The sequence below is a fragment of the Pseudoalteromonas sp. EB27 genome (assembly GCF_001974875.1).
Lineage (GTDB): Bacteria > Pseudomonadota > Gammaproteobacteria > Enterobacterales > Alteromonadaceae > Pseudoalteromonas.
Genome location: NZ_MTQD01000007.1, coordinates 21050 through 47195 on the forward strand (window position 1 = coordinate 21050; position 26146 = coordinate 47195).

Consider the following 26146-nt stretch of genomic DNA (forward strand, 5'->3'; position numbering starts at 1 on the left):
AACATTACCAAAGAGCTTTAATTTTCCTCGTTATCAGGTTTTTCATCCGTATCTTCAAAAGAAATAACGTTATCCACTTTCATTTTAAACGCATCAAAAAATGCGTTTTCTAATACCGAAATCACAGCTTGAAAAGTCGAAACATCCGTATTATCTAATTGCCCCTCTATAGGAATACGTGCAGCAACAAGTTTAGACTCATCGTTTTCGAGTATAGAGCCCAGTAAATCAACACTGCCTTCAAATATGGCCGTAAATATTCCATCGTCATCTTTTTCTATATCTTCGCGCCACGAGAACACACTCAAGTTTTGAACGCCCGCTTTTACATAACCATTTAAGTTATTGTCTTTAGCCACAAGTTCCATAGCGCCATCAATGCCACCCGCTTCAATATCAAAAGGCGTGTATACCTTAAATACAGTATCGAGGTTTTTAACAGAGAAACGCTGTACCTCTGCGTTAAAATCAAAATTGGCTTGTTTGCTAAAGGGATCTAATTTGCCATCAAACTTTAATGCGGCCTCCCCCATTAATGCACCTTCTACGCTTAGAGTAGTCACTAGTGTTTTTGATAGGTTTTGCGCGTTGGTTATATTTTCAATTCGAGCGTTGATATTTGATATAAAAGTGGGTTTTTCACCACTATTCGTTGAGTTAACTAAAGTTAACTTGCCTTGCTCAATTGTTAAGGTATCAATAGAAAACAGTACTAAATTATTGGCGAGACCTACCCAAGTAGTTTCGTCTTTTACTTGTTTATTTTGCTCAGAAGCATTGGGGTCTTTATCGTAAATAACTATTTTAGGACGCGCAAACGCCATATTTGTTACTAAATTCCCTTTTAAAAGGGCTGACCACGCAAGTGAAAAATCGAGAGTTTGAATACTCAGTAAAGGCTTAGGAGCTGAAGTTGCATCAACAGCGTAAATTTCAACGTCGTCAATCGCGTAGGCACCGCGATATAAAAACAAATCTACATCACCAACATGCCCAGTAACACCTTGTGTGTGTTTTAGCTGATAATTTACGTAGTGCTGAACTACATAAGGCGCGGCTAATCGCGTTAGTATAAGTAACACAATCAGCGCTATTACACCTTTAAGGTATTTGTCGTGAAATATTTTGGATGAAAAATGCATTGTAATTTCCTTTACTAAAAATGAGGGCCTTTTGACCTTTCAGGGTTAAATTTTTCTATATAAAGGGCTGCGTATGTTTAATATTTATTTTTATAAAGCACTTATGAAGATAGCCACACAACATAAACTCTGCTTTACCTAAAACCTAAACGTACAGCTACAAATTTAACCTGAAAGAATAAATAAGCCCTAGCTGAATTCTTTAATTGAGCAAATAAATAAACGTGTAAAAATTACTAATAATTGTAATTTAAATACCTGTTAGGAATAAAATTATAAACAAAGCAAAGCCATATAAGCTTAAAGCTCTAAACAACAGTTATTACAGCAAGGGATATACCACTATTCAAATACACAACTTAAGAAATGATTGCATACATATCTATTTACAATTTAGCTAACTAATAACCTGCGTTAGGTCGAATAAACCGCTTTCATCTACTAAAGTAAAATTAACGCAAACAAGAATAAAAATACATGAATCCTATTTTTTATATATTAGTTACCCTCTTTTTCACCAGTATTATTTGGTCTGTCATATTTTTAATGTCGTGGTATACGTTAGGTAAAAAGCAATATGCCATGCTTTGGACAATCGCATTTGCATTCTCTGCATGCCAATGGGCAACAATGTTGGCAGAACCATTATTTAACTCACACACATTATATTGGATGTTAGGAAGTAGCTTCTCTGTAGGTTCAGTACTGCTAGGTACGTGGGGGCATTGCATTAGGGTAAACTCGGGTATAAAAATTCGCTATTTAATTATCTCAGCAATAGTTACTCTTGCTGCTGTCTATTATTTTACAGCTATATATGTGCATGTTGGCTTATTTATGTCCTTGTATGTGTATTATGATGTGATTTTACTTGTACTCAATGCAGTTATTATTTTCAGGCATAAACAAAAATCACTTCCTGCCGAAATAGGCGCTAGTATTACTTATACGCTATGTGGATTACTTTTATTTGTTGCAGCAAGCATAGCGTTACTGCAAGGCAGCCAAGTAAATGAAGAATATATAGCGCTGTATACATTAATTAATTTTATTACTGTCCCTACTGCACATGTAGGCATGGCCGTATTCATAATATTTATGATGGCATCAGATTTAGCTGAAAAAATGAACCATCTTGCAATGAGCGACGAACTTACAGGCTGCTTAAATAGGCGTGGATTCTATAATAAAAGCCAAGAGCAACTAAAAGATAAACTTAATAATTATAACTACGTCAGCTTAATTTATTGGGATATAGATAAATTTAAAAAAATAAACGATGAGTTTGGACATGCAGGTGGTGATTTAGTTTTAGTAGAAGCTGCAAAAATAATGCAAAACTGCATAAACCCATGTGATTTATTTGGCCGCATTGGCGGCGAAGAATTTGCTTTATTAATAGCAAGAAACGACGAATCGACAGCTAAAGATCTTCCCGAAAAACTAAGAAGTGCACTGGCCAGTTACCCAATTCATTTTAACGATAAAGTAATTAATGTAACGGCAAGTTTTGGCGTAATAAATATTAAATGTAATAAAACGACAATTGAGAGTGCAATAAATGAAGCAGATAAAGCACTCTACCATGCCAAGAATGAAGGGCGTAATCAGGTGGCTCATGTGAATACATTAAGTTAATAAAAGTTCATTATTACTAGGGGTATTGACCTTTAGCGACTGATTTTTCAGTAGCAGGATTATGTACAAAGCATGATGAAAACGCTAAGCAAAACGCACGGCACTGTTGGATCATCCCTACATAAACAAACTTTGTGAAAAAAGTCAGCGCTCTAACTAATAAGTTTAAGCGCGTCGGCAAATCTAACTGGTTTACTGAATATGAAACCTTGATACTTATCAATTTGTAAGCTTTGTAATAACGTTAACTGCGCTGGGCTTTCTACGCCCTCCGCTATTACTTGGCAACCTATCATATGCGACATGTTAGTTACCGCAGATACAATACTTTTATCTTTTGAGCATTCACAAATGTTATCAATATAAGATTTATCTATTTTAATGTAATCAACTGACAGCTCTTTTAAAACTGAAATAGAAGAAAACCCGGTACCAAAATCATCAATAGAGATACAAACACCGGTATTTTTTATGGCCGTAATCACTTTTGACAAATACGGTAAATTTTTAATCATGACTGTTTCTGTTATTTCTAAATGCACATTGTATGGTTTAACTGCGTATCTATTTAAAAGCCCAACCAAAAACTCTAAAAATTTATGGTTTTCTAGTTGCAACACAGACACATTAATCGACAATCCAATCTTACTATTCACCGCATTTAACTTACTTAAACTCGCAATGGCTTGCTCTAGTACAAACTCACCTAATATATTAATTTTTCCATATCGCTCTGCAATATCTATAAATTCTGAAGGGGGGATAAATTCATCATTAAATTGCCAACGAAGTAATACTTCAAACGTGGTTATTTCATTTGTGCTTATATCAACAATGGGTTGATAACAAAGATGAAAGTCACCTTTTTCTACGCACTCTTTAATTGAGCTACGAAGTACTTCTTCTCTTTTAAGCGATTCATGCATTCGCTCGTCAAATACCGATATTTCGTTACGGCTTTTCTTACCTTCATACATAGCAACATCAGCGTATTTAATCGCGTCTTCAAGATTAAAATTTTCACGCGTAAAATAAAGCCCAACCTTAAAAGAAGGGTTTACTTGATAGCTATCCATACTCACTGTTTTTGTTAAGGTTTTAACTAATCTAAAAACACAGTCAAAAAGTTCGTCTTCGGTGTTATTACGGGAATAAAAAATAAACTCATCCCCACCCCATCTACACGCAATACAATCGCCTTGAGTTTGTGTTTCAACTAATCGTTTACCTGTTTGGGCCAGCACAAAATCACCAAAATCGTGACCGTATTTATCGTTGATGATTTTAAAATCATCCATATCTAAAAATAAAACGGCTTTAATATCATCATTTTGATTGGCTAAATCAAGTTCAACATTAGAAACAAAACTACCACGGTTAAATAACTTAGTGAGGTTATCTTTTTGCTCTAAAAGGATTATTTGCTCGGTGCGAAGTTGCACTTCATTTTCTAAGTTTTCAATGAATTGATCTAATTTAAGTTCATTATTAATTGATAATTTTACATCTTTTGCAGTACGTACAGCAGTGACAAAGCATAAAATAAACCATAAAACGAGCCCTAAAATACCTAGTACATTCTCATCTTCAATAGGCTGTAAAAGTAATAAAATACTAAAAGGAACCAATAAACAGGTTATATACGACAATGAAGAGCGAATATCAGAGGCTAAAACATTTACACCGCCACCAGCAAGGGAGCTAAAAACAACGAGTGATATAAACTTCTCCTGCATTTGCATTTTTTCATAAAACAAAATAGGAAAAGCAGCCCATGTTAAAGCCGTTAATAATAAACCTATAAAATACAGGTGATATTTAAAAGCATGGGTGTTGTTAACAAATACATGGCTCGCTATTCGAAGTAATGAAATAAATGATAACGTAAAAAGCCAGTAAAGTTTTTCTTGCGAGGCGCTGTGGTTAATACTACTAAAAATAAGAAAACAAGAAACAACCGTGTTTATAGCAATTGCAGAACTAAAATAGGAGCTAACAAATGCTAATCGCTTATTGGCAAAGTTATTTATGTGAGAGGTCATTAATGTTACTTGAATAGGCTGTTGCACAATGTAAACAGTTTACTTAAGTTCAATAATAAACAACAGTGAACATTCATAAAAAAGTATTATTTGAGCCTCTTAAGCGGTTTTATAAGCCATTAAACTAAAAAGGGCTGGCAAATTGCCAACCCCTTTTTGTTAATGTTGATTACTTATCACTCACCATCAACAATTATGCGTAGCATACGACGAAGTGGCTCTGCCGCTCCCCATAAAAGCTGATCGCCTACTGTAAATGCGCTAATGTATTTTGGCCCCATCGCTAATTTACGAATACGGCCAACAGGAATACTTAATGTCCCCGTTACTTTAACTGGGCTTAAGTCAGTAGCGCTAATTTCGCGCTCATTTGGAATAACTTTAACCCATTCATTATGCGAGGCTAAAATTTCTTCAATTTTGTCTACGCTAATATCTTCACGTAATTTAATGGTCATCGCTTGGCTATGACAGCGCATTGCACCAATACGTACACATAAACCATCAATTGGCACTGGTTGCTTAGAAGAGCCTAAAATTTTATTGGCTTCAACCTGCGCTTTCCACTCTTCTTTAGACTGACCGCTTGGCATAGGTACGTCAATCCACGGAATTAAACTGCCAGCTAATGGCACACCAAACTGGTCTTGTGGCAAATCACTTGAAGCCATTTTTTCGCTTACTATCTTATCAATTTCTAAAATAGCAGAGCTTGGGTTATCTAGTTTATCTGCGACACTTGCATGAATAGCGCCCATTTGTGCAATAAGCTCTTTCATATTTCGTGCACCAGCGCCCGACGCCGCTTGGTAAGTCATTGGGCTTACCCACTCAATTAGGTCTTGCTCAAACAAACCACCTAATGCAAGTAGCATAAGCGATACAGTACAGTTACCGCCCACAAAGGTTTTAACGCCTTGCTCTAAGCCTTGTTCAATAACGTCTTTATTTACAGGGTCAAGTACAATAATGCTGTCATCAACCATACGAAGTGCAGATGCCGCATCAATCCAGTAACCATCCCAACCCGACTCTCGAAGTTTTGGATATACCGCATTGGTGTAATCGCCGCCTTGGCAAGTAACAATAATATCCATTTTAGCAAGTTCGCTAATGTCACTTGCATCTAGTAATGGTTTTGCGTCGCCTGCTATATCTGGGCCTAGTTGACCCGCTTGTGAGGTGGTGAAAAAGGTGGTGTCGATCAGTGCAAAATCACTTTGCTGCTGCATACGTTCTAATAACACAGAGCCAACCATGCCACGCCAACCGACTAATCCTACTTTTTTCATTGTTTGTTCCACTGTTTGATTCATAAAAGATGCCTTAATACATTAAAAATTAAATTCATTGCGTGAGATTTAATTTTCATTAACGCTAAACTAACACTCGTAGACGGCTAAAACTAGCGAATAAAACAGAACTTAAATATTTTTCATACTGAGCATAAACACAAAAAAGCTCTGTATTAAAATACAGAGCTAATAGATAGTGAAGTTTATTATTTCATTCCTTGAGTTTTATTTTAAATAAAGCTTAAAACTCATAGCTATAACTTAAACTAAACTCAGTGCCGGTGTCTTGTCCCCAAAGGGTAAGACCTTCTTGTTCAATTTCTTTTTCTTGGCCAAGCATATTCTTAACCTTAAAATTAACTTTAGAGTTAAAGTTAGGGAAGTAAGAATAAACTAAATCAACTGAGTGAAAGGACTTTTCTTCTGCATCTTCATTACCACGTGTACCAGGTACAATTATACGAGGACCAAACACATTATAAATTAATGAAGTAGAATGAAATCCATCATCCGAGTCATAGCCCATTTGTAAGTTTGCAACCCACTCAGAATGACCAACTAAACGACGCTCATTGTTAGTTACAATATTCGATACCGTATCGGCCTCAAGGGCTTCTTTAAGCTGTGTTTCAAACAGTGAGTCAACACCGTCTGAATCATTAATCCCCAAATTAACACTTGAGTCAGATAGTGTAACGTTGCCTGACAAAAATGCTGAAGACCAATCTTTATTTATAAAGCCAAAGTCAGTTAAAAAATCAACTTCAATACCCGACAATTTACCCGACTGAGCATTTGCTGTTAATAACTGTGGAGATGCCCCCCCTACGCCCGCAAGCTCAACCATTTCAATTGGGTTTTCAATGTCTTTATAAAATAATGCAACAGAAAGGTTATTACCTGATGGCATATACCATTCAAACCTAAAATCTACATTTTTTAAATTAGAACTTTGTAAACTAGGTGATCCTCTCACCAGAAACTCAGTTAACGGGTCAACAAAGAAAGAAGAGCTTACATCACGTAGATCAGGGCGAATGGTTGTTTCACTTAAATTTAAGCGAAATTGCATTTCTTCATCCATGATGTACGTAACAGCTAAAGAAGGAAAAAAGTTATCTTCATTAATAGCTACATCTTGGATTTCTTGTAGCGTATTTTCAAAGAAATTCGTATGCGCTTCATAACCGACTGATACTTGCGAAAAATCTTCCCATCGAACGCCACCAGTAAAACGCCAAGTGTTCTGATAGAAGTAATCGGCCATAAAATAATAAGCATCTAATTTATGCGCTGCACTGTACTTATCACCATCAGTGGTGCCGTCATCAAAAATACCTGAGCCAGTTGCACTTGCATAAAAAGCGTCATTCGCCGTGTTTTCATCAGCAAAAATATCGCTTACGTTAGAACCGAACGAGTACTCATCGCTTATACCACGGTGCGTAATGCCAAACTTCACATTACTTGCATCACGTTTTTTCTCTGAAAAATCGCCGCCTATTTTTAACTCAAGCTCATAGCCGTCACCATAAAAAGGCATACCCATATTCCAACCAAATGTTTCAACATCGTCGTGTAATACTTGATACTCACGGGTGATATTTGTTGCAGCTACATCTTGCAGTTGTTCAGATTCAAGCACGCCATCAACTAAGTTTTGCTGATAAACAACATCTAAACCACCAGGTGCATTACGGTTTGCTCGACTTAAACCGCCATACCAATCAAAAAATAAATTATTTAGCTCTGCAAAGTTGTGCGTCCCCTTAAGCTGAGTCGAAAACATTTCGCGCTCTTCGTACGTAATATCTACTCGGCGTAATTCGGTGACACCTTCTTCGGTTTCATTTGCATCAAAGTAATCGCGGTTACGTACGCGGTCACTCATGTCATGAAGTGCAATATTAGTAAGCTCAAACTTATGGTTTGAATTTAACTCATATCCTAAATTTAATGTGCCGCTCCAACGTACATTTTGCTCAGTCGATGTACCATCGTAATACTGGGCAAAACATTTGTCTTCACAGCCTAAGCTACCAAGGCTTGAGCCGCTTTGCTCTTGAACTACTTCCCACTCGTTATCGTAAGATACGGCTGCAAGCACACCAAAAGTACCGACCTCACTTTCAAATCTATCACCTAAGGCAATAGAGAAGTTCATAGCAGGGTCAACATCCTTTTCTGAAATACCTACATCCCAATCAAGCGATTGAATCAGGTTTTTACGCTCAGCTAACGTAGTGTTTATATTGCCCTCAAGACCAGCATCACTGGTAAGCGCAGTAGTAAACACATCCGATAATGCTCGCGAACCATCATCTCGACCCATCCAGTCATCATCACCGCCACTGTAAAAGTAACCGGTATCGCTATTAGAAGTATTGTATGATGTACCCACTTGTACTTTTAATAAAAAGTCAGAAGGAATTGATTTAGTGCGAATATTTACATTACCACCACCAAAATGAGCTGGCATATCCGGTGAAAATGACTTCTGTACACTCAAGCTTTCAATAATTTCAGATGGAAATAAATCCAAAGGAACCACTGAGCGAGTAGGATCAGGACTTGGTACATACATGCTATTTAGCTGAGTACTAGAATAGCGTTCACCTAAACCACGCACATAAATAAATTTGCCATCGACTAACGTTAAACCAGTAACACGGCGAAGTGCAGAGGCAGCATCGCCATCACCAGTACGTGATATTTGGTCTGCACCCATAATATCAGCAACAAACGCTTGGTTTTGACGTTCTTGCAGTACAGCACCCGCACTGCCCTTTAATCGTTGCCCTACAGCAACAACTTCTTCTATTTCTTGCTCTTCTACTTGCTGCTCAGCAGCCGTGGCTGTATTTACTGATAAACCAAGTAACGCAGCCATTACAGCGTAGTTTAACTTTGATAAAGCAAGTGTAGAGGGTTTAAAAGATTTCATTTTTATACTCCGAAACAAAACAAGACATTAGCCGAGCTTTCGCTCGGCTATAATGTGGTTTGGATTAAAGGCCTACTTTTACCCAACCTGCTGTCCAGTCTGTTTGTGCATCCATCGCACCAATGTAATCTACAGAATCAAAGTAACTATCTAAGCTTGATGAATCAAAGCCATTACCAAGTAATAACGACTCAGCAGTTGGCATATAGCCATTATCTGCAAGCCCAAGGTCAGCGGCTACTTGAACTGAATTGCCTGTTTGTCCTAAGAACCAAGATTCAACATTACCTGTACCAATTGCTTGCGTACCAAAGTTGTTAGCGGTTTCACACGCAACAATTGAGTGAGTAACAGTTAATGTACCGTCCTCTGCTCGCGGCGCTGAATCAGAGCCTACTCGTAAACAGTTTGAATAGTCTGCACCACCTGTAACCACTACGTTTTTAAGCATACCCGCAGTACCTGCACGTAAGCGGATACCATTTACACCCACATTACCAATAATTGTTACATTAGAGATAGTTGGCATTGTTAGTGGCGTTGCACTTGAATCAAACTCAGAGTTATCAGCTTCAATTGCATTGTCGCCCTCAGAGTCTGATTGTTTAATCAGTACATATTGCGCTTTACCCGTCCAACCGAATGACCAATCAAGTGAATCATCACCTATGCTTGTTAAAACAAGGTGACTAATATTTGCAGTACCACCAAAAAATTCAACACCATCGTCTAGATTTTCATGAACGTGAATGTAATCTAGTTCAGTCTGACGACCAACACCCGCAAGTGTAATACCGTTAAGCTCATCGCCATTACCGAGCGTTTTACCCGCTTGTTTAACTGCAACATACTTTAGCGTACCTGAATTATCCTCAGGGTCATTACCACCGAACTGGCCTGCGTCACCTTCAGCAGACACGCCACAGTTTGCAAGTTCATCTGCGGTAGCTTCGCCTTCTTGGTCGCCACATGAGTTAGCAGGTGCATTACCCAATAATACTAAACCGCCCCATTGACCAATCGTAGTTTCGCCGCCCGTCATATCTTGGATTGACGTCATAGTAATTGGTTGATTTACACTGCCTACCGCTTCAATTTTAGAACCACGGCGAACAACTAAGAAGTCATCACCCGACTCACCAATTAACGTTGTACCAAACTGAACATAAAGTGTTGTGTTGTCAGCGCGGTCATTACCAACGGCTGTACGTCCTTTTAAAATCCAATGCGCATCGTTAGTCAGTGTTACATCAGATGTAAATACAACATCAGAGGTTAATTGATATACAGGTTTGTCTGTAATTGTAGGAAAGCTAGCAGAAACATCTGTTGCAAGTCCTTGTGCTAATGCATTAGCAATATCGTCAGGAAAGCTTGGTGTAATAGCAACTGTCCAACCATCCATCCAATTATTATCGCCATCGAATGCGCCGATGTAATCTGTTTTGGTAAAGAACGAGTCAAGCTCTGATGAATCCCCACCAGCACCTAATAAAGGTGAACCCGATTTTGGTGTAAAGCCGTCTGTCGCTAAATTAAGTGCTGAAGCCGTAAGCGTTAAGTTGCCCGTTTGACCTTCAAACCAAGACTGCACATTGCCACTACCAATTGCTTGTGAACCAAAGTTATTATCTTCACTACATGCAACTGCTGAGTTTTCGATAGACAACTCACCCGATTCTGCATTAGCAGCAGAGTCTGAGCCTACACGTAAACAGTTTGAGTAACCTTCAGGGCCCGTTATAACAACATTTCGTAGCACACCTGCAGTACCTGCACGTAAACGAACACCGTTAGTACCATCAGCACCAACAATTGTTACGTTAGAAATAAGCGGTTTAGTCAATGGTGTCGCATTTGAATCGAATTCTGAGTTATCAGCTTCTATTGCGTTATCACCCTCAACTGAACTTTGTTGAATATATATATTTTGTGCACGACCCGACCAACCAAATGACCAATCGAATGCATCGTCGCCAATATCAGTTAGTACAATGTTACGAACATTAACTGTGCCACCAAAAAACTCAACACCATCATCTAGGTTTTGGTGAATTTGAATGTATTCAACTTTCGTTTGTGAACCAACACCTGCAAATGAGATACCGTTAAGTTCATCGCCATTACCCAGCGTTTTACCTGCATGTTTAACAACAATATAACGAAGAACACCTGAGTTATCATCGCTAATATCACCACCAAACTGACCAGCGTCACCTTCAGCTGATACACCACAGTTAGCTAATTCTTCAGCTGTCGTTTCACCGGTTTGATCGCCACACGAGTTAGCGGGTGCATTACCTAATAATACTAAGCCGCCCCATTGACCAATCGTTGTTTCAGCGCCTGTTACATCTTGAATAGATGTCATAGTGATTGGCGCAGTTGCATTACCATTGGCATTAATTTGTGAACCACGACGTACAACTAAAAAGTCATCACCTGTTTCACCAATTAGCGTTGTACCCGCTTGAACATATAATATAGTTGCATCTGCACGGTCATTACCAACTGCAGTACGACCATTTAAAATCCAATGTGCATCGTTAGTAAGCGTTACATCTGCTGTGAACGTTGTATCTTCAGTTAAACGGTATACTGGTTTATCTGTAATTGCTGGAAATTCACTAGAAACATCTGATGCTAAGCCTTGTGCAAGCGCGTTATCAATATCAGTAGGGAAGCCGCCATTAATACCGACAGTCCAACCTTCCATCCAGTTAGTTGATCCATCAAAAGCACCAATTTGACCATTTGCGATAAGCGGTGAACCAGCAAGTGGCGTGTAACCGTCATCAGCAAGCATAAGCTCTGCCGGCGTAAGTACTTGGTTACCATCTTGTCCTTCAAACCAAGATTGTACATCGCCACCGTTAATTACTTCACTACCAAAATTATTTGCCGTTGTTTGACACGCCACAATAGAGTTTACAATCGTTAGTGTGCCATCTTCAGCGCGAGGAACTGAATCAGACCCTACACGTAAACAGTTTTCGTAAGTAGCAGGACCCGTTACAAATACATTTTTAAGAGCGCCCGCAGTACCAGCGCGTAGACGAATACCATTATTACCTTCTGCACCGACGATTGTTACGTTAGAAATAGTAGGCAGTGTTAGTGGCGAGGCGCTTGAATCAAACTCAGAGTTATCCGCTTCAATAGCGTTATCGCCTACGTTAGCGGCTTGTTGAATGTAAACATTAGTAGCCGAACCCGTCCAACCAAAAGACCAATCTAGTGAATCATCACCAATGTTAGTCAGCACTACATTACTTACATTAACCGTACCACCAAAAAACTCGATACCGTCATCAAGGTTTTCATGAACCTGGATATAATCAACCGTAGTTGCAGAGCCAACACCGGCAAATGTAATACCATTTAACTCATCACCATTACCAAGCGTTTTACCTGCTTGCTTAACAAGTACATATTTTAGAGTACCTGAATTATCATCACTGATATTTCCACCGAACTGACCTGCATCACCTTCAGCTGACACACCACAGTTAGCAAGTTCGTCTGCTGTTGCTTCACCTTGTTGGTCTCCACATGAATTTGCAGGTGCATTACCAAGTAATACCAAACCACCCCATTGACCTATTGTTGTTTCACCACCTGACACATCTTGAATCGAGGTCATTGTTATTGGTTGACTTACAGTACCTACCGATTCAATTTGTGAACCACGACGCACAACTAAAAAGTCATCACCTGACTCACCAATAATCGTTGTACCTTGCTGAATATAAAGCGTTGTACTATCTGCGCGGTCATTACCCACAGCAGTACGACCACTCACAATCCAATGTGCATCATTAGTTAGTGAAACATCAGCAATCAATGTTGTATCAGCACTTAAGCGGTATACTGGCTTATCTGTTATTGCTGAAAATTCGCTAGACACATCCGTAGCTAAACCTTGAACAAATGCATTATCAATATCCGTTGGAAAGCCAGTTGTTGCATTTTGAGAATCATCACGCGATGACGTTTCGTCATCTGTATCACTATCGCCACTATCAATAATGTTCGTTACTGTATCGCCTTCGTTAATCGTTGTGTCGCCTTCAGATACTACTAAGTCACCACCACAACCCGCTAAAGATACTGCAGTTGCAATCAAACTAACTTTAAATAAGTCAGATAATTTCATTGTTCACTCCGTTAAAGTATTTAATTATTTTGTTAAGTGCTTTAAATAAACTCAAGTCACCTTAAAACATTAAGTAATGCTTTAAGGTCACTTGAGTTATCAGCAGCGCCTACCTTACGGTAGCTATATGACATTACAGTTACACTTTAATAAACATAAGATGACAAAGTTATTTACATAAAATTCAAGTAGTTAATTTATTAAAAACATAAAAAAACCACACTAAAATTAGTGTGGTTTGGATTTGCGATTATGAAATTATATTTAAACGTTATTACTAAAGCTTAAAGCAGTGCCGTTCTTAATGTTTCTGCATGCACTTTCTCGCGCTTTACATATTTAATCCATTGTTGTGCTAAACGCTGTGATTTTTTATGTTTTTCTGCCTGTTCAAACGCTAAAATAGAGGCATCAAAATTTTGTAAGTTGTACTGAGCCATACCCAAGGCAACAAATGCATTTGATTCAAAATCAAGTGAGCCTTTATCAAGTGCTTTACGCGCTGCGTCGGCCGCTTCCTCGTATTGCTCAGTGTTAACATACACTTCAGCTAAGCGTTGGTCATACTTACCACTGGATGATAAATCAGCTGCTTTTACAAAGTATTCTATTGATTTTTCGTCTTCTTTTGCTTGGATCATCGCCTCAGCTATAAAGGCATAGTTTTTAGCGTTTTGCTCTGCGACACCTTCTTTAATCGCTTTACTCATTACAACGCCTGCTTTGTAAGCCAAACCGTTATATAAATACACTTGCGCTAATTGGCGTAGATCAGATTTAGACGTTAAAAAACCTTGCTGGTAAGCCGCCTCAATAATTGCTAGCTGCTTTTTTTCTTGTCCAGTTTCGCCATACATACCCGATAATTGTACCCAGTACTCAGGTTTGTTATAGAGCTTTACCATGCGCTCAAGTACTTCAACAACTTTGTCAGTTTGATTAAGTGAGTAGTACATGGCACGCTGTAGTACTAACCAGTTTTCCTTAGGGGTTTTACCTTCGCTATCACTTAAAGAGATAACTTGGGAGATATACTCAAGCCCTTTTTTATAATCCTTTAACTGATAGTATGTTTGTGCCCTTAGCAAGTAATAGCCTTCTGTTTTAGGCTTAGTGTTAATACTGTCCCAGTCATCTAAAAATGCGATAACTTTAGTGTAATCACTATTAGCCATAGCTAGTTGCGCCAAACTAAAGGTAGTACTTAAACGAAGCGATTCAGGAATAGCCTCCTCTGCTACGACCTTTTCAAACGAAGCTATCGCTTTTGGTAAATCGTTTTCGTTGTAATAAATAAATCCATAAAAATTATGCATCATTGCAACTTCGTACGAATTCATACTCGAGGCTCGTTCTTTAATGCTATCGAGCGCTTCAAGTCCGCCTTTAACATCGCCATCATCAGCAAGTTTTTGGGCACGAGCCAGTTGACTATAAACCTTTTCACGTAGCGCTGGGACACGTTTTGTTTTTTGCTCTTGCTCTGCATATGCCGTAGCTACATTTAACCCTGGTATTAGGCTTAGGGCACTTGGTGCAACAATACTTGTACTGATCGCAGCAGTACAAAATAGTGTTAATTTTAAAAATTTAGCTGTAGGTAGTAATTTCATAATCGCCTCGCATTTCTGTCCGTTTACTCGTGGTTAATTACTAAATTAACCGCTAATTTGGAAAGATATTTTGTTCTGAACACCCGCAACTTCAACGGCTTCACCATTTACTACGCGCGGTTTATATTTAAATTTAAGGGCTGCATCCATCGCCGCTCTATCAAAGAGAGACTCAGGCTCTGCTTTAACCACTTGTGGGTCTCGCACCGTACCTTGCTTAGTTACTGTAAATTCAACAATAACGTAGCCTTCAATGCCACGTGATAATGCGCGACGAGGATAAACAGGCGCCACTTTAACAATAGGTAAATACTCACCATCACTTGTTTCAAGTGCTAAACCACCGGCTAAATTTACATCTGCATCCACATTGGCGCCAAAGTCGAAGTTATTAGCGTTCGCAGTCGCGTCGCTATTTTGCATTTGCGGCGATTCCATTGGCGGAGGTGGCTCTTTAGGCGTTGGTGGTTTTTGTGGTTTGCGTTCTTTTTTTTGCACGCTCTCTTCTTTTTTAAGCCTTACAAAATCAAGAACATTACCCTTGGCGGGTTCACTCATTACACCTTCGCCACCAGTAATAAGTGCCTGCATGCCTAAAAACAACATAAAGGTCACTACACCGGCTATTACTAATGCTACTAAATAACGCATTGCCTGCCCTTATGCTTCTTGAGCCGCAATCGACACATCAAACACACCTGCTGCGCGTGCTGCATCCATTACTTTTATTAAAGTATCGGTTGTTGATTTTTTGTCAGCTTGAATAACAACACTACCTTGCGGGTTTTCAGCTTTTAAACGCTCAATATTGGCTTGCACTGCACGTATATCAATTTGACGTTTGTTAATCCAAATTTCACCCGTGTCAGAAATCGCCACTAATATGTTTGCACGTTCTTTTTTAACAGCTGTTGCTGCTTCAGGGCGGTTTACGTCAATACCCGATTCTTTTACAAACGACGCTGTAACAATAAAGAAAATAAGCATGATAAATACAACATCTAACATAGGTGTCATGTTTATTTCTTCAGCTTCGTCTTCTTGCATTAAATTACCTAAAGGGGCTCTCATTTTTTATTCTCCTAGGATGAACGGCTTTAAATGGGCCGCTTATCAAAATTTTGCTTAATGGTCTAAAACCATGCTGTCTTGTAGTAGCTCTACTTCTCGCTTGGCTTTGCGTTGTAAATACGTTGATGCAAATACACCCGATAACGCACCTACCATACCCGCCATTGTTGGAATAGTTGCTTTAGATACACCCGATGCCATTGAGCGCGCACTGCCTGTGCCTGTAATTGCCATCACATCAAATACTTCAATCATTCCTGTTACTGTGCCCAATAAGCCAAGTAACGGGCATAACGCAACCATTACGTTAATAAGCGGTAAATTAGTATTTAGGCGCATACTTGCACGCGAGATCATCGCTTGACGAATTTGCTCTGCATTCCAGCTGTTACGCTCACAGCGAGAACTCCATGTGCTTTTAGCGTCTTTTTTATAACCACGAAAACCATTAAAAAAATAAATAAATCGCTCGAGTATCAATAACCACATCGCGAAGATTAACACCCCAATGACCAAGAGAACTTGGCCACCAGTGTCGAGAAAATCACGGATAGCATTGATTGAGTCAATCAATAGCACCATGGCTTATTCTCCTTTCTCACTACGCTCTGCAATAATACCGGCGCTTTGCTCTTGTAATATAAGCAGTAAACCTTTTGAGCGAGTATTAAGTAGCGTGTAAATAAATACGGTTGGTATTGCAACAACTAAGCCTAATACGGTTGTTACTAATGCTTGAGAAATACCACCAGCCATTAATTTAGGGTCGCCAGTACCAAATAGTGTAATTGCTTGGAAGGTATTGATCATACCGGTTACCGTACCAAGTAAACCTAATAGCGGTGCAACTACCGATATAATTTTGATAAGTGTTAAGTTACGCGTAATTTTTGGCATTTCGCGTAAAATAGCTTCGCTTAATTTAAGCTCCAACGTGTCGTAGGCAACATTTGGGTAGTCGTCTTTAACTTTCATAACACGACCTAGTGGATTGTCATCTCTCGCTACGCTGTCTTTTAGCTGGCGGCGAATTTTCCCACCAACAAGTAATAGCGATACAAAACGCTCAATTGCAATTAATAATGCAAGTAAACCTACACCTAAGATTACGTAACCAACAGCGCCACCTTGATGTACTTGCTCTGCTGTATCTGGGGCTTGAACGAGTAAACCTAAAATTGAACCACCTGTTGGGTCAAGTGCAAATTGCACAACACCTGTCTTAGCTTCTTGTAAATCGCCCGCTGTTGATGTGTAACGCGATACTGGTTGGCGAGTTAGTTCGCTTAGTGTATTCGTACCTGGGTTGTATTCTAAATACTTACCGCCCGATACAACGTTAAAAGCACCTACGCGAACAACTTCTTGCTGTGCTTTATTACCACCTTCGACTATAACCGTAGTATTAAAGCGACTTACTTTGCCTTGCTCGGTCATTTCGCGTTGCAGCTCGTACCACACTTTTTCAATATCGTCGATTGAAGCAAGCTTTGATGTTGAACCCATTTTTTGAGCGAGATCGTCCATAAAAGCACTTCGCCCCGGAATTTCTGCCGATACAACCGATGTTGCAAATTTATTGCTTGAATCACCAGCAACTTGCTGAAGAACACCATATAATTCTTTAAGTGATCCCATACGCTTTGATAAAGTGTCAGTTAAATTAGCAAGCTTAACTTCGTTTTCTTCAAATTGTGTTTCTAATCGCTCTGATTCACCAAGCATTTGACTGCGTTTTGCTTGTATATCTTTTAGCATTTGCACTTGTTCGTTTTGACGCGAGGTAAATTCTTGCTCTCGTTGCTTGTTTTGTGCGCTTTGAACCGATTTCCCGTCTTCAATTGATTTAAGTAACGAATCAAGATCCATTGACTCTGCCGCGATACTATTACCTGTAAAACCTAGGCTTAGTGTAAAGCTTGCAGCAAAAAGAGCCGTTTTTGTCATTTGAGTAAACAATTTCATTTTTAACCTCTTATTCTGCTGCGTGTACTGGCAGAGTTAACATATCTGGGGCAAGTTGCTTACGCGCTATGCGAAGACCTTTGTTAATTTGGCTTATAGTAGAGTCAGGAAGCGCTACAAACGTTTTTGTGTCTGTATCCCAACTACCTGCTTGCTTGCCATCGCGCGTTAAATAAATAAGCTCTAAACGACCAATGCGTAAAAAGTCTACTTCTCGCTCTTTACCACTGACTTCTAATAGAGCGGTATATGCTTCAATGGTACGCCCGTAATCAACTTCCACTTGATAAGCTTCCAAAACACGGCGAAATTTCTCGCTTGAGGTGATATCAGCGCGATCCATCATGGTTTTTAATGAGGCTAAACGTTTTGCACGCTCGTCTTGTAGAAATGGCACGTCGAGTGATACAAACTGCTCAAGGCCTGTGATCATACGCATCATTAAAGGTGTAATTTGACGTTCAATAATAGAAACCTGATCCATTGACAGGTTTAAAGATTCCATCTCTTCTATTTGATTATTTAACTGTTTAGTTAGCTGAGCGTTGTAAACAGCTAAACCATCAATTTCTTTATTGAGGGTTTTAAACTGCTGTAAACGCCCTTGCATTGAATCTGCAATCTTGTCTATTTTTGTTTGTGATTGCGCAGCTGATTTATTAATTTCACTGCTTTTATCAATAACCTTATCTAAATCGTTTGCGTGTACTGCTGCACTTGCGGCCACAATACCAGCTAAGATTAATGGTTTAACGCCTTTCATCGCATACACCTTTACTCGTTAGTTAGCGGATTTGCTAGTTTGTTTTTTAAGGTCATAAACTTTCTTATATAAATAATTTATGACTTAATAATTTCAATGAGCAGGAGTTTATAGATGTAACATGACAAGGATGTTGCGCAAAAAAGTCGCTTTTATGACAATGGTAACAATTAAGACTTACGAGGAGATTTTTAAGATGATAAGAGCATTTGTTAACCAAATGCCCTATAAACAAGCTGGGTTATTTTAAAATTGAATTAATTTGATTAAGGGAATAGTGCCAATCGGTATAATTAATTTCTATTGGGTGTGCTTTATTGTCTTTTATAAGCACGAGTGAGGGAAACCCTTGAATAGGTAACGTACGAACGAAAGACAACTCTTCTTTAAGTTCATCATTAAGCTCACTTGATGCTAGCTGCGCAGTAAACTCATTTTTATCTAAGCCAATTTGTTCAGCCAAACTAATTAATGTACTTTCATCAGACGGGTTTTGCGCGTTTAAGTAATAAGCATGTTGAATTGCAGCCACCATTTGAGCTTCTTTATCCGCTTTACGCGCTATAAGTGCAGCTCTGCATGCGGGATACGTTGAACGTCTTGGCTGGCAATCGCGCCAAAAGTTATAATTAAATTGCGTACCTAACTGCGCTGAAATTTTATGCCAAGTACCCTCAAGCATCTCTTTCATATTTTGTGGCATTGGGTCTTGGCTATCAGGTGCTAATCCACCTACTTTATATTCAATTGCTACTTTACCAGCAAGCTCTGATTTTAGCTTAAGCCAGGTTGGTGAGTAACCCCAGCACCAACTACACATAGGGTCATGAACATATATTAATTTACTTTGAGACATATTAATCCTTCAACTAGTTTGAGACGACTCTATTACGACCAGCAGCCTTTGCACTATAAAGAGCTTCATCTGCTTGTTTTAATGAATCATCATAATCAGTTACTTTATTTACTTGGGAAATACCAATACTACAGGTGATTGAAATACGCTGCTTGTCATCGGTAAATATAACGTGCCCTGCGACAGCCTCTCGAAATTTGTTTGCAATTACAGTGGCTGTAGGAACAGTAACCTGCGGTAAAATAACAACAAACTCCTCACCGCCATAACGCGCTTTTAACGCAGTTGCCAAAAACTGAGATTCAAGGAGCTTGGTAAATTCAATCAATACCGTATCACCAAAGTCGTGACCATGCGTATCGTTTAAAGATTTGAAGTTATCTAAATCAATTAACAAAATTGAAAAAGGTAAGTACTGATCTGGGCGTGTTTGGGCAAGCTTTAAAAAATGAGAGGTAATAAAGCGTCTGTTTGCCATGCCAGTAAGGGGATCTGTGTACGCATGTTGTTTTTGCTCTAGCGTAATATCGGCAATAGCCATGTGGCTTTTATGTCTAAAATACTCACCAATAAATGAGAATAAAAACACCATAGAAAATGACGCTATAAATCGTGTTTTTTCTACATCGCCATAGCTAACTTGACCAAAGTCAGGGCCGTATAAAATAACAATACAACAAAACAGTAAAGTAAAACCTAACCAAGCACCTAATCTGACCCCTAAAGATGCAAACGTTACTACTGGATAAAACATTAGCCAATATAGCGCGGTATTATCTTTACCACCGGTATAAACAAGTGCAACAAACATCATGCACACAATGCTCATACTTATTAATGCCACAACTTGCAGATTACCCGTTTTTATAAAGTAGATAGAACAGCTTATATTTGTAATGTTAACGATAATTAATGAAGCGGTGAGTATCGGTGAGTAAACCTTATGATTCAAAAACACGAGTACAGCAATCACCACAATTGATATCCCAATCATGGTAAATAAAGAAAACGCTTTGCGTTGCATGTCTGAGCTATAAACACTGTCGATATTTATTAGACTGAGCCAATTTGCTTTATTCACATTTTTTTTAGTCATTAATTTTATACTTTAAACTTTTGAACCATGTTTTCTAAGGCACTAAACTGCTGTTTTAGTTTGGTACATTCGTTAAGTGTGTCATTTAAGTTGGCCTTGCCTTGTATAGAAAGCGCACTAATTGTTTGAATATCAGTATCTAATAACTTAACAACTTGGTTTTGCTCATCTGTTGCACTGGCCACAGAATGATTTGCATCGTTAATTTGCTTAATGGCTTGAATAACATGACTCATTAAATTGCCGACGGCATCTGCTTGTTGTACGCTTTTTTCACTGTCTTGAAGGCTTGTTTTCATAAGTTCTACAGCAAGGTTTGAGCCTTTTTGTAACTGGCTCACCGTGTCTTCAATTTCTTGCGTTGATTGTTGAGTGCGGTGTGCTAATTGGCGTACTTCATCTGCTACAACGGCAAAACCGCGTCCTGCCTCTCCTGCTCTAGCGGCTTCTATTGCTGCATTGAGTGCCAATAGATTAGTTTGCTCGCTTACACCTTTAATAACTTCAAGCACTTGCCCAATACTGGCTGTGTGTGTATTTAAACTGTTTATAGTTTGCTGAGCTTTCTCCATATTAGCTGAAAGCTGGTGGATGGTTGCAACACTGTGGCTTAATGCTTCTTGGTTTTGTGTTGAGTGCTCATCTGCATTTTTAGCAAGCTGCGAAGCACTCTCTGCATTACTTGAAATATCCATTGATGTAGCTGAAAACTGATTAATAGCCGCCGCAACGCTATCGGTTCGTTTACTTTGATCATCATACATAGACAGTGATGAATGTGTTTGTGATACCAAGCTCTCAATAACTGTATCTAATTGCTCAGTGGACTCTTTTACTTGCTCTATTGAATGCTGAATTTTTTCGATGAAAATATTAAATGAATGACTTATGTCGCCAAACTCATCATCATTTTCAACGGTTAGACGCCTTGTTAAATCGCCTTCGCCTTGTGCTATATCTTTAATGGCATCATTTAAACGGTTCATAGGCTGCATTAAATAGCGTAATAAAAGCTGCATCATAATAATGATAGCAATGATCCCTATCACCATAAAAACAGCTGCAGTTTGGCCAAAGTTAGAAACGCTGACATACGCTTTATCTTTATCTATAACAACACCTAGGTACCAATCTACATTTTCAATGCCACTAATTTTTGTAAACGAGATAAGTTTAGACTCTCCGTTTATTTCGTATTGGGTAAACTCACTTTGCAAGGGCGTATTAGTACCAAAAATATCTGATGTATTTTTTAAGTTTAACTTAGCATTAGGATGGCTTAACACTTGACCTTTGTTATCGAGTAAAAAACCATAACCAAGACCTAAAAAATCAATATCGTTGATAATTTTAGTTACAGTTTGCATATCAATATCGGCACCTGCAACGCCGCTAAACTGCCCATTTTGTAAAATGGGTACTACCGCTGAGATTGTAAGCTCGTTAGTTGTTACATCAATATAGGGAGTTGTAAAAGCGGTATTTGATTTGTTTTCGACTAATTTGTACCAAGGCCGAGAGGTCGCATCAAAATCAGCGGGTAAAACGACAGATTGATCGTTTAATATAAACGTGCCGCTGGATTTACCGATATAGGTATTTTTAAAGCTTCCAGCAAGTTTTGCAGTATTTAATTGTGAAAGGGTGAGTGCTTTAGAATCATTAGCTTTGTGGGTTTTAGCAATTGATATAACAATCGCCAACTTTGCATTTAACCAACTCGCTATATTTTGTGAAACAGATTCTGAGTTTTGTTGTAATACTAGGCTTAACTGCTGCTCTGTTTGCTTGCGCATTGCAATGTAATTATTAAAAGTAAATAACCCTAGCACCAAAACCAAAATTAAAGAGGCCGCAATAGTCACTTTGGAAGTAAATTTCAACGAGTTAAGCATATACATCCTTTTTATTATTTATCTTTATTATCCATACAGTTTTAGCAAAAATTTAGCAAAATGTCCTAATAAATAAGGCTTGCGACTAGGTTATTAGATAAAAATAAGGATAAAGGATTAAAAAACAAAAGGCTGTAGGGATTAACTGACTAATATTGAAATAAGTTATGACTCGTATTAATTACTTATGGAACGTTCCTATTAAATATAGCTTTGAAAGTGACTGAATACGTATTCAGTCACTTTTGTATAGTCTGTTATTTCCACTTATTTGCTAAGCGAACAACATTTAATCCGTACCATGCTATAAATACATAACATAGCATCGGTACAAAAAAGCTTTGTTGTATATTAACTGTGTCAGCTATAAACCCTTGCAGTAATGGCACAAGTGCCCCCCCTACAATAGCTAAGCATAACCAACCAGAACCCTTACTAGTCAATGATCCTAGTCGCTCGATAGCAACCGAAAATATAGTCGGGAACATAATTGAGTTAAATAAACCAATTGCCAAAACTGAATATAAAGCGACGTCACCTTGAGTAAAAATTGTGATCAATAATAGCGCAATAATACTAAATGCATTAAATGCGATAGCCTTAGAAGGCGCTATTTTTTGTAATAAAACAGAGCCAATAAAACGCCCTACCATTGCCCCGCCCCAATAATAACTAATAAGTGCGGCCGCGGTATGCTCTTCAAGCCCTGCTATGTGTGCCTCACCAAAGTAATTTACTAAAAAGCTGCCGATGGCAACCTCCCCGCCTACATAACAAAATATAGCAAGTACACCCATAGTTAAGTGCGGTGCTTGAGTTAATGAACGAGATTCTACTGCAGCGTTATTTTCTTCTTTATGGGCTTCAATTTCTGGAAGCTTTATAAAGGCAAATATAATAGCGATAAGTAATAAGGCGCCAGCAAGCATTAAGTAAGGAACTTTTACAGATTCAGCAGTTGCTGCAGAAGCGGCTAGACTACCTGCTGTACCAAAAAATAATAAACCACCTACATAAGGCCCAACAGTAGTACCAAGCGCATTAAGTGCCTGTGCCAAATTTAAACGAGAAGAAGCTGTTTTTTCAGGCCCAAGAGCAGCAACATAAGGGTTAGCAGAAACCTGAAGTACCGTTACACCAGCGGCAAGTACAAATAAAGCGCCTAAAAATAGCCAATACTCATGTACTACAACAGCAGGGTAAAACAACATACAGCCAATTGAAGCCACAATTAAACCGGTTAAAATCCCTTTTTTGTAACCAAACTGCTTAACTAAAATACCCGCAGGGATAGAAACAATAAAATAAGCACCAAAAAAGCAAAACTGTACTAGCATCGCTTCAAAAAAGCTTAAATCAAATACGCCTTTTAATCGTGGTATTAGTACATCGTTTAAAACAGTAATAAAACCCCATAAAAAAAATAGGGTCGTCATTGCAGTCAGTGGAAACAGGTAATTTTTATTTGGCTGTTCGTTGACCGCGAATGATTGATTTGTATTTATTTCACTCACGTCGTTTTCACTCCATTAACAAGTTGAAAACGATTCTACATGTTTATATATAAATTAGTCAGTGCAACAAAGGAACGTTCCAATTTTATGGTTTACATTGAGTATTGGTCGTATTGATAATACGGTCTATCTCGCCACTATTATGGAACTGATAAAGCCCTTCGTTTATGTCATCTAAGACTAAAAGCCATTTAGGTGTAAGTTTACTAATAGCAAAATATAAAGGATTGTATTGCAAAGAAATGCTTTCTTGCTCAATGGAAGAAAGCAAAGATTGTTTTTCAGGTTTAGTTAAAGAAGAGTAAGTCACTGAGAATTTAAGAACTTGAGGGTCGCCTATAATCAAATCAACACGTTTAGCAACCAGAAGCTGAACAAGTTGTAAATCATCAACAGAGGTAATAACTTCAAACTCAGCATTGTCCATCATAGCATCAAACTCAGGCGTATTTTGATACCCTCGAACAACACCAATCTTTTGCCCTTTAAGCGATTTTAAGTTTCCAGTGAAACGGTCTGAATCGCCTTTCCTTTTTAAAAATGCAATTTCGCCACCTTTAAACGAATTTGATAAACCGAGTAATTCTCGACGTGTTTTACCATTAACATAATCGGAGGGGGCTGTATCTTCTATAAAATATTCAGGCATTAATATATCAGCTTTGCCTAGCTCTACATTTCGTACAGCTCTTGCCCAAGGCAAAAATTCTATATATACGCTGTAGCCCTTACTATTTAATAGAGCTATTGAAAATTGATAAACCCAGCCTTTATTACATAAATTATTACCAATATAAGGAGGCCAATCGAGTGTGGCTAAATGGAGTGTTTGTTTGGGGTTTTTCGCTTCATAGAGCATTCCTGATTTGTGGTAATGTCCAGTTAAAACATGTTGAGTACCATTTTGATAATACTCAACTGATGTTTCAGCAAAACAATTACTACTTGTCAGTAATAATATAAAATAAAACCAGCGCATTTTAGAATCTATTTGTGATTAAGAATATTTATGAGTTTAGTTACAACTAAACCTTTTGCACTAATAAATCTTAATTAGATGCTTTTTCCCATTTCATTTTATTATTTGTATCACGTGAGCTTATAATTGTTGTATCGCTGCTCTCAACGCCGCCTAATTTAGCTAAGCGATCGTACAAAACAACATTACAGGTAGCCGCTAAGTTCATGCAGCCAATAGTTGGAATATATACCACTTCATCACACCACTTTAAAACGTCTTTTGGTACAGAGCCATCTTCGGGGCCAAATACATAAAATGCATTTTCAGGATGCTTAAACTCAGGAAGAGGCGTTGCACCCTCAATAAGCTCAATGACAACAACGGTAGCACCCTCTGGTTTTACCGCTTCTAAACTATCAGTTTCGGTTAAAGGGATACGCTCAAGTGCGTTCTTAGTATCGGTATGAAATTTTTTGGCATTTAAGTAACGATTACCGGTAAAAAACACTTGTTTGGCGTCATAACAGCCTGCTGCACGCAATACACCGCCAACATTTGTCGGGCTTTTAGGGTTAATTAAACCAATACTCGCTTTTAACTTATTCATTAATCAGCGTCCTTTGTTGGCCACTCTGCAATGTATAAATCAAAATCATCTAGCTTTACATCACAATCTTTTACTGTTTTGTCTTTTACAGAAATACCTAGCTCATGCATCTTTGTTTTATCGCCACTATTTAATAATGGGTGCCAAGAAGCCAAACCACGACCTTCATGTAAACGACGGTAACTGCAGCTTTGTGGCATAAAAAAGATGTCTTTAAGGTTTTCTTTTGTGAGTTTTACACAAGAAGGAACAAGCGTTTGGCGGTTTTCGTACTCGCTACAACCACAGGTGTTGTTATCAAGATACTGGCATACAATATTAGTAAATATTAATTGTTCACCTTCGCGTAACTGATCGGTAGCTGTAAATTCGTCTTCATCTTCGCTATCAATAAACGTATTTAAACAACATTTTCCGCATCCATCACAAATGGCTTCCCATTCGTTTTGACTCATGTCGCTTAAGCTTTTTTTAAGCCAAAATTGTGTATTTGCTAATTGTTGATCAAACATAGTTTACTCGTGCCCCCTAAAGAGCGCGCATTCTACCGTATTGCTGTAAATGGCGCAAAGCCAATACCCTTTCAAA

At 38.4% G+C, this 26146-nt stretch carries 19 protein-coding genes; 1 reads left to right on the top strand and 18 read right to left on the bottom strand.

Annotated elements, in window-relative coordinates; all coding sequences use genetic code 11:
• Positions 1 to 17: 17 nt before the first annotated feature.
• Positions 18 to 1142: a DUF748 domain-containing protein gene (locus tag BW142_RS09195; RefSeq protein WP_076924673.1), complete on the bottom strand. Its 1125-nt coding sequence runs from the start codon at positions 1140 to 1142 to the stop codon at positions 18 to 20.
• A gap of 477 nt (positions 1143 to 1619) precedes the next feature.
• Here BW142_RS09195 and BW142_RS09200 point away from each other — a divergent pair, with 477 nt between their 5' ends.
• On the top strand, positions 1620 to 2780 hold the full coding sequence (locus BW142_RS09200) for a GGDEF domain-containing protein (protein WP_076924674.1): 1161 nt from the start codon (positions 1620 to 1622) through the stop codon (positions 2778 to 2780).
• Positions 2781 to 2932: 152 nt separating this feature from the next.
• Here the strand turns inward: BW142_RS09200 and BW142_RS09205 are convergent, their stop codons facing one another.
• From BW142_RS09205 to BW142_RS09285, 17 genes are all read right to left on the bottom strand, one after another.
• Positions 2933 to 4822: a bifunctional diguanylate cyclase/phosphodiesterase gene (locus BW142_RS09205; protein WP_253188813.1), complete on the bottom strand. Its 1890-nt coding sequence runs from the start codon at positions 4820 to 4822 to the stop codon at positions 2933 to 2935.
• 176 nt (positions 4823 to 4998) lie between these two features.
• Positions 4999 to 6138 (bottom strand): aspartate-semialdehyde dehydrogenase, encoded by a 1140-nt coding sequence (gene asd / locus BW142_RS09210; protein ID WP_076924676.1) that lies wholly within the window; start codon positions 6136 to 6138, stop codon positions 4999 to 5001.
• Positions 6139 to 6358: 220 nt separating this feature from the next.
• A complete protein-coding gene (locus BW142_RS09215) occupies positions 6359 to 9061 on the bottom strand; it encodes a TonB-dependent receptor (RefSeq protein ID WP_076924677.1) in 2703 nt (900 codons plus the stop codon).
• Between the two features lie 64 nt (positions 9062 to 9125).
• Positions 9126 to 13217 (bottom strand): hypothetical protein, encoded by a 4092-nt coding sequence (locus BW142_RS09220; protein WP_076924678.1) that lies wholly within the window; start codon positions 13215 to 13217, stop codon positions 9126 to 9128.
• 284 nt (positions 13218 to 13501) lie between these two features.
• Entirely contained in the window at positions 13502 to 14830 is a 1329-nt protein-coding gene (locus BW142_RS09225; protein WP_076924679.1) for a tetratricopeptide repeat protein, read from the bottom strand.
• Positions 14831 to 14875: 45 nt separating this feature from the next.
• A complete protein-coding gene (locus BW142_RS09230; protein WP_076924680.1) occupies positions 14876 to 15481 on the bottom strand; it encodes an energy transducer TonB in 606 nt (201 codons plus the stop codon).
• Positions 15482 to 15490: 9 nt separating this feature from the next.
• Complete coding sequence (locus BW142_RS09235) at positions 15491 to 15901, bottom strand: biopolymer transporter ExbD (protein ID WP_024591042.1); 411 nt, start codon at positions 15899 to 15901, stop codon at positions 15491 to 15493.
• 54 nt (positions 15902 to 15955) lie between these two features.
• Positions 15956 to 16483 carry a MotA/TolQ/ExbB proton channel family protein gene (locus BW142_RS09240; RefSeq protein WP_024591043.1) on the bottom strand — a complete coding sequence of 176 codons (528 nt, stop codon included), beginning with the start codon at positions 16481 to 16483 and terminating at the stop codon, positions 15956 to 15958.
• Positions 16484 to 16486: 3 nt separating this feature from the next.
• Positions 16487 to 17866 carry a MotA/TolQ/ExbB proton channel family protein gene (locus BW142_RS09245; RefSeq protein ID WP_076924681.1) on the bottom strand — a complete coding sequence of 460 codons (1380 nt, stop codon included), beginning with the start codon at positions 17864 to 17866 and terminating at the stop codon, positions 16487 to 16489.
• Positions 17867 to 17876: 10 nt separating this feature from the next.
• The gene (locus BW142_RS09250) at positions 17877 to 18629 is read right to left on the bottom strand and encodes a DUF3450 domain-containing protein (RefSeq protein WP_076924682.1); all 753 of its coding nucleotides are present in this window, start codon (positions 18627 to 18629) and stop codon (positions 17877 to 17879) included.
• A 241-nt stretch (positions 18630 to 18870) separates the two neighbouring features.
• Positions 18871 to 19485, bottom strand: a complete 615-nt coding sequence (locus BW142_RS09255; protein ID WP_076924683.1) for a DsbA family protein — start codon at positions 19483 to 19485, stop codon at positions 18871 to 18873.
• A 13-nt stretch (positions 19486 to 19498) separates the two neighbouring features.
• Positions 19499 to 20581: a GGDEF domain-containing protein gene (locus tag BW142_RS09260; RefSeq protein ID WP_076924684.1), complete on the bottom strand. Its 1083-nt coding sequence runs from the start codon at positions 20579 to 20581 to the stop codon at positions 19499 to 19501.
• 5 nt (positions 20582 to 20586) lie between these two features.
• Entirely contained in the window at positions 20587 to 22476 is a 1890-nt protein-coding gene (locus BW142_RS09265) for a methyl-accepting chemotaxis protein (protein WP_076924685.1), read from the bottom strand.
• Positions 22477 to 22733: 257 nt separating this feature from the next.
• Entirely contained in the window at positions 22734 to 23990 is a 1257-nt protein-coding gene (locus BW142_RS09270; RefSeq protein WP_076924686.1) for a sugar MFS transporter, read from the bottom strand.
• Between the two features lie 85 nt (positions 23991 to 24075).
• On the bottom strand, positions 24076 to 24969 hold the full coding sequence (locus BW142_RS09275) for a transporter substrate-binding domain-containing protein (protein WP_076924687.1): 894 nt from the start codon (positions 24967 to 24969) through the stop codon (positions 24076 to 24078).
• Positions 24970 to 25039: 70 nt separating this feature from the next.
• Positions 25040 to 25558 carry an RNA methyltransferase gene (locus BW142_RS09280; protein ID WP_024598161.1) on the bottom strand — a complete coding sequence of 173 codons (519 nt, stop codon included), beginning with the start codon at positions 25556 to 25558 and terminating at the stop codon, positions 25040 to 25042.
• Entirely contained in the window at positions 25558 to 26070 is a 513-nt protein-coding gene (locus BW142_RS09285) for a YcgN family cysteine cluster protein (RefSeq protein ID WP_024598160.1), read from the bottom strand. Before BW142_RS09285 ends, BW142_RS09280 begins: the two co-directional genes overlap by 1 nt.
• Between the last annotated feature and the right edge of the window lie 76 nt (positions 26071 to 26146).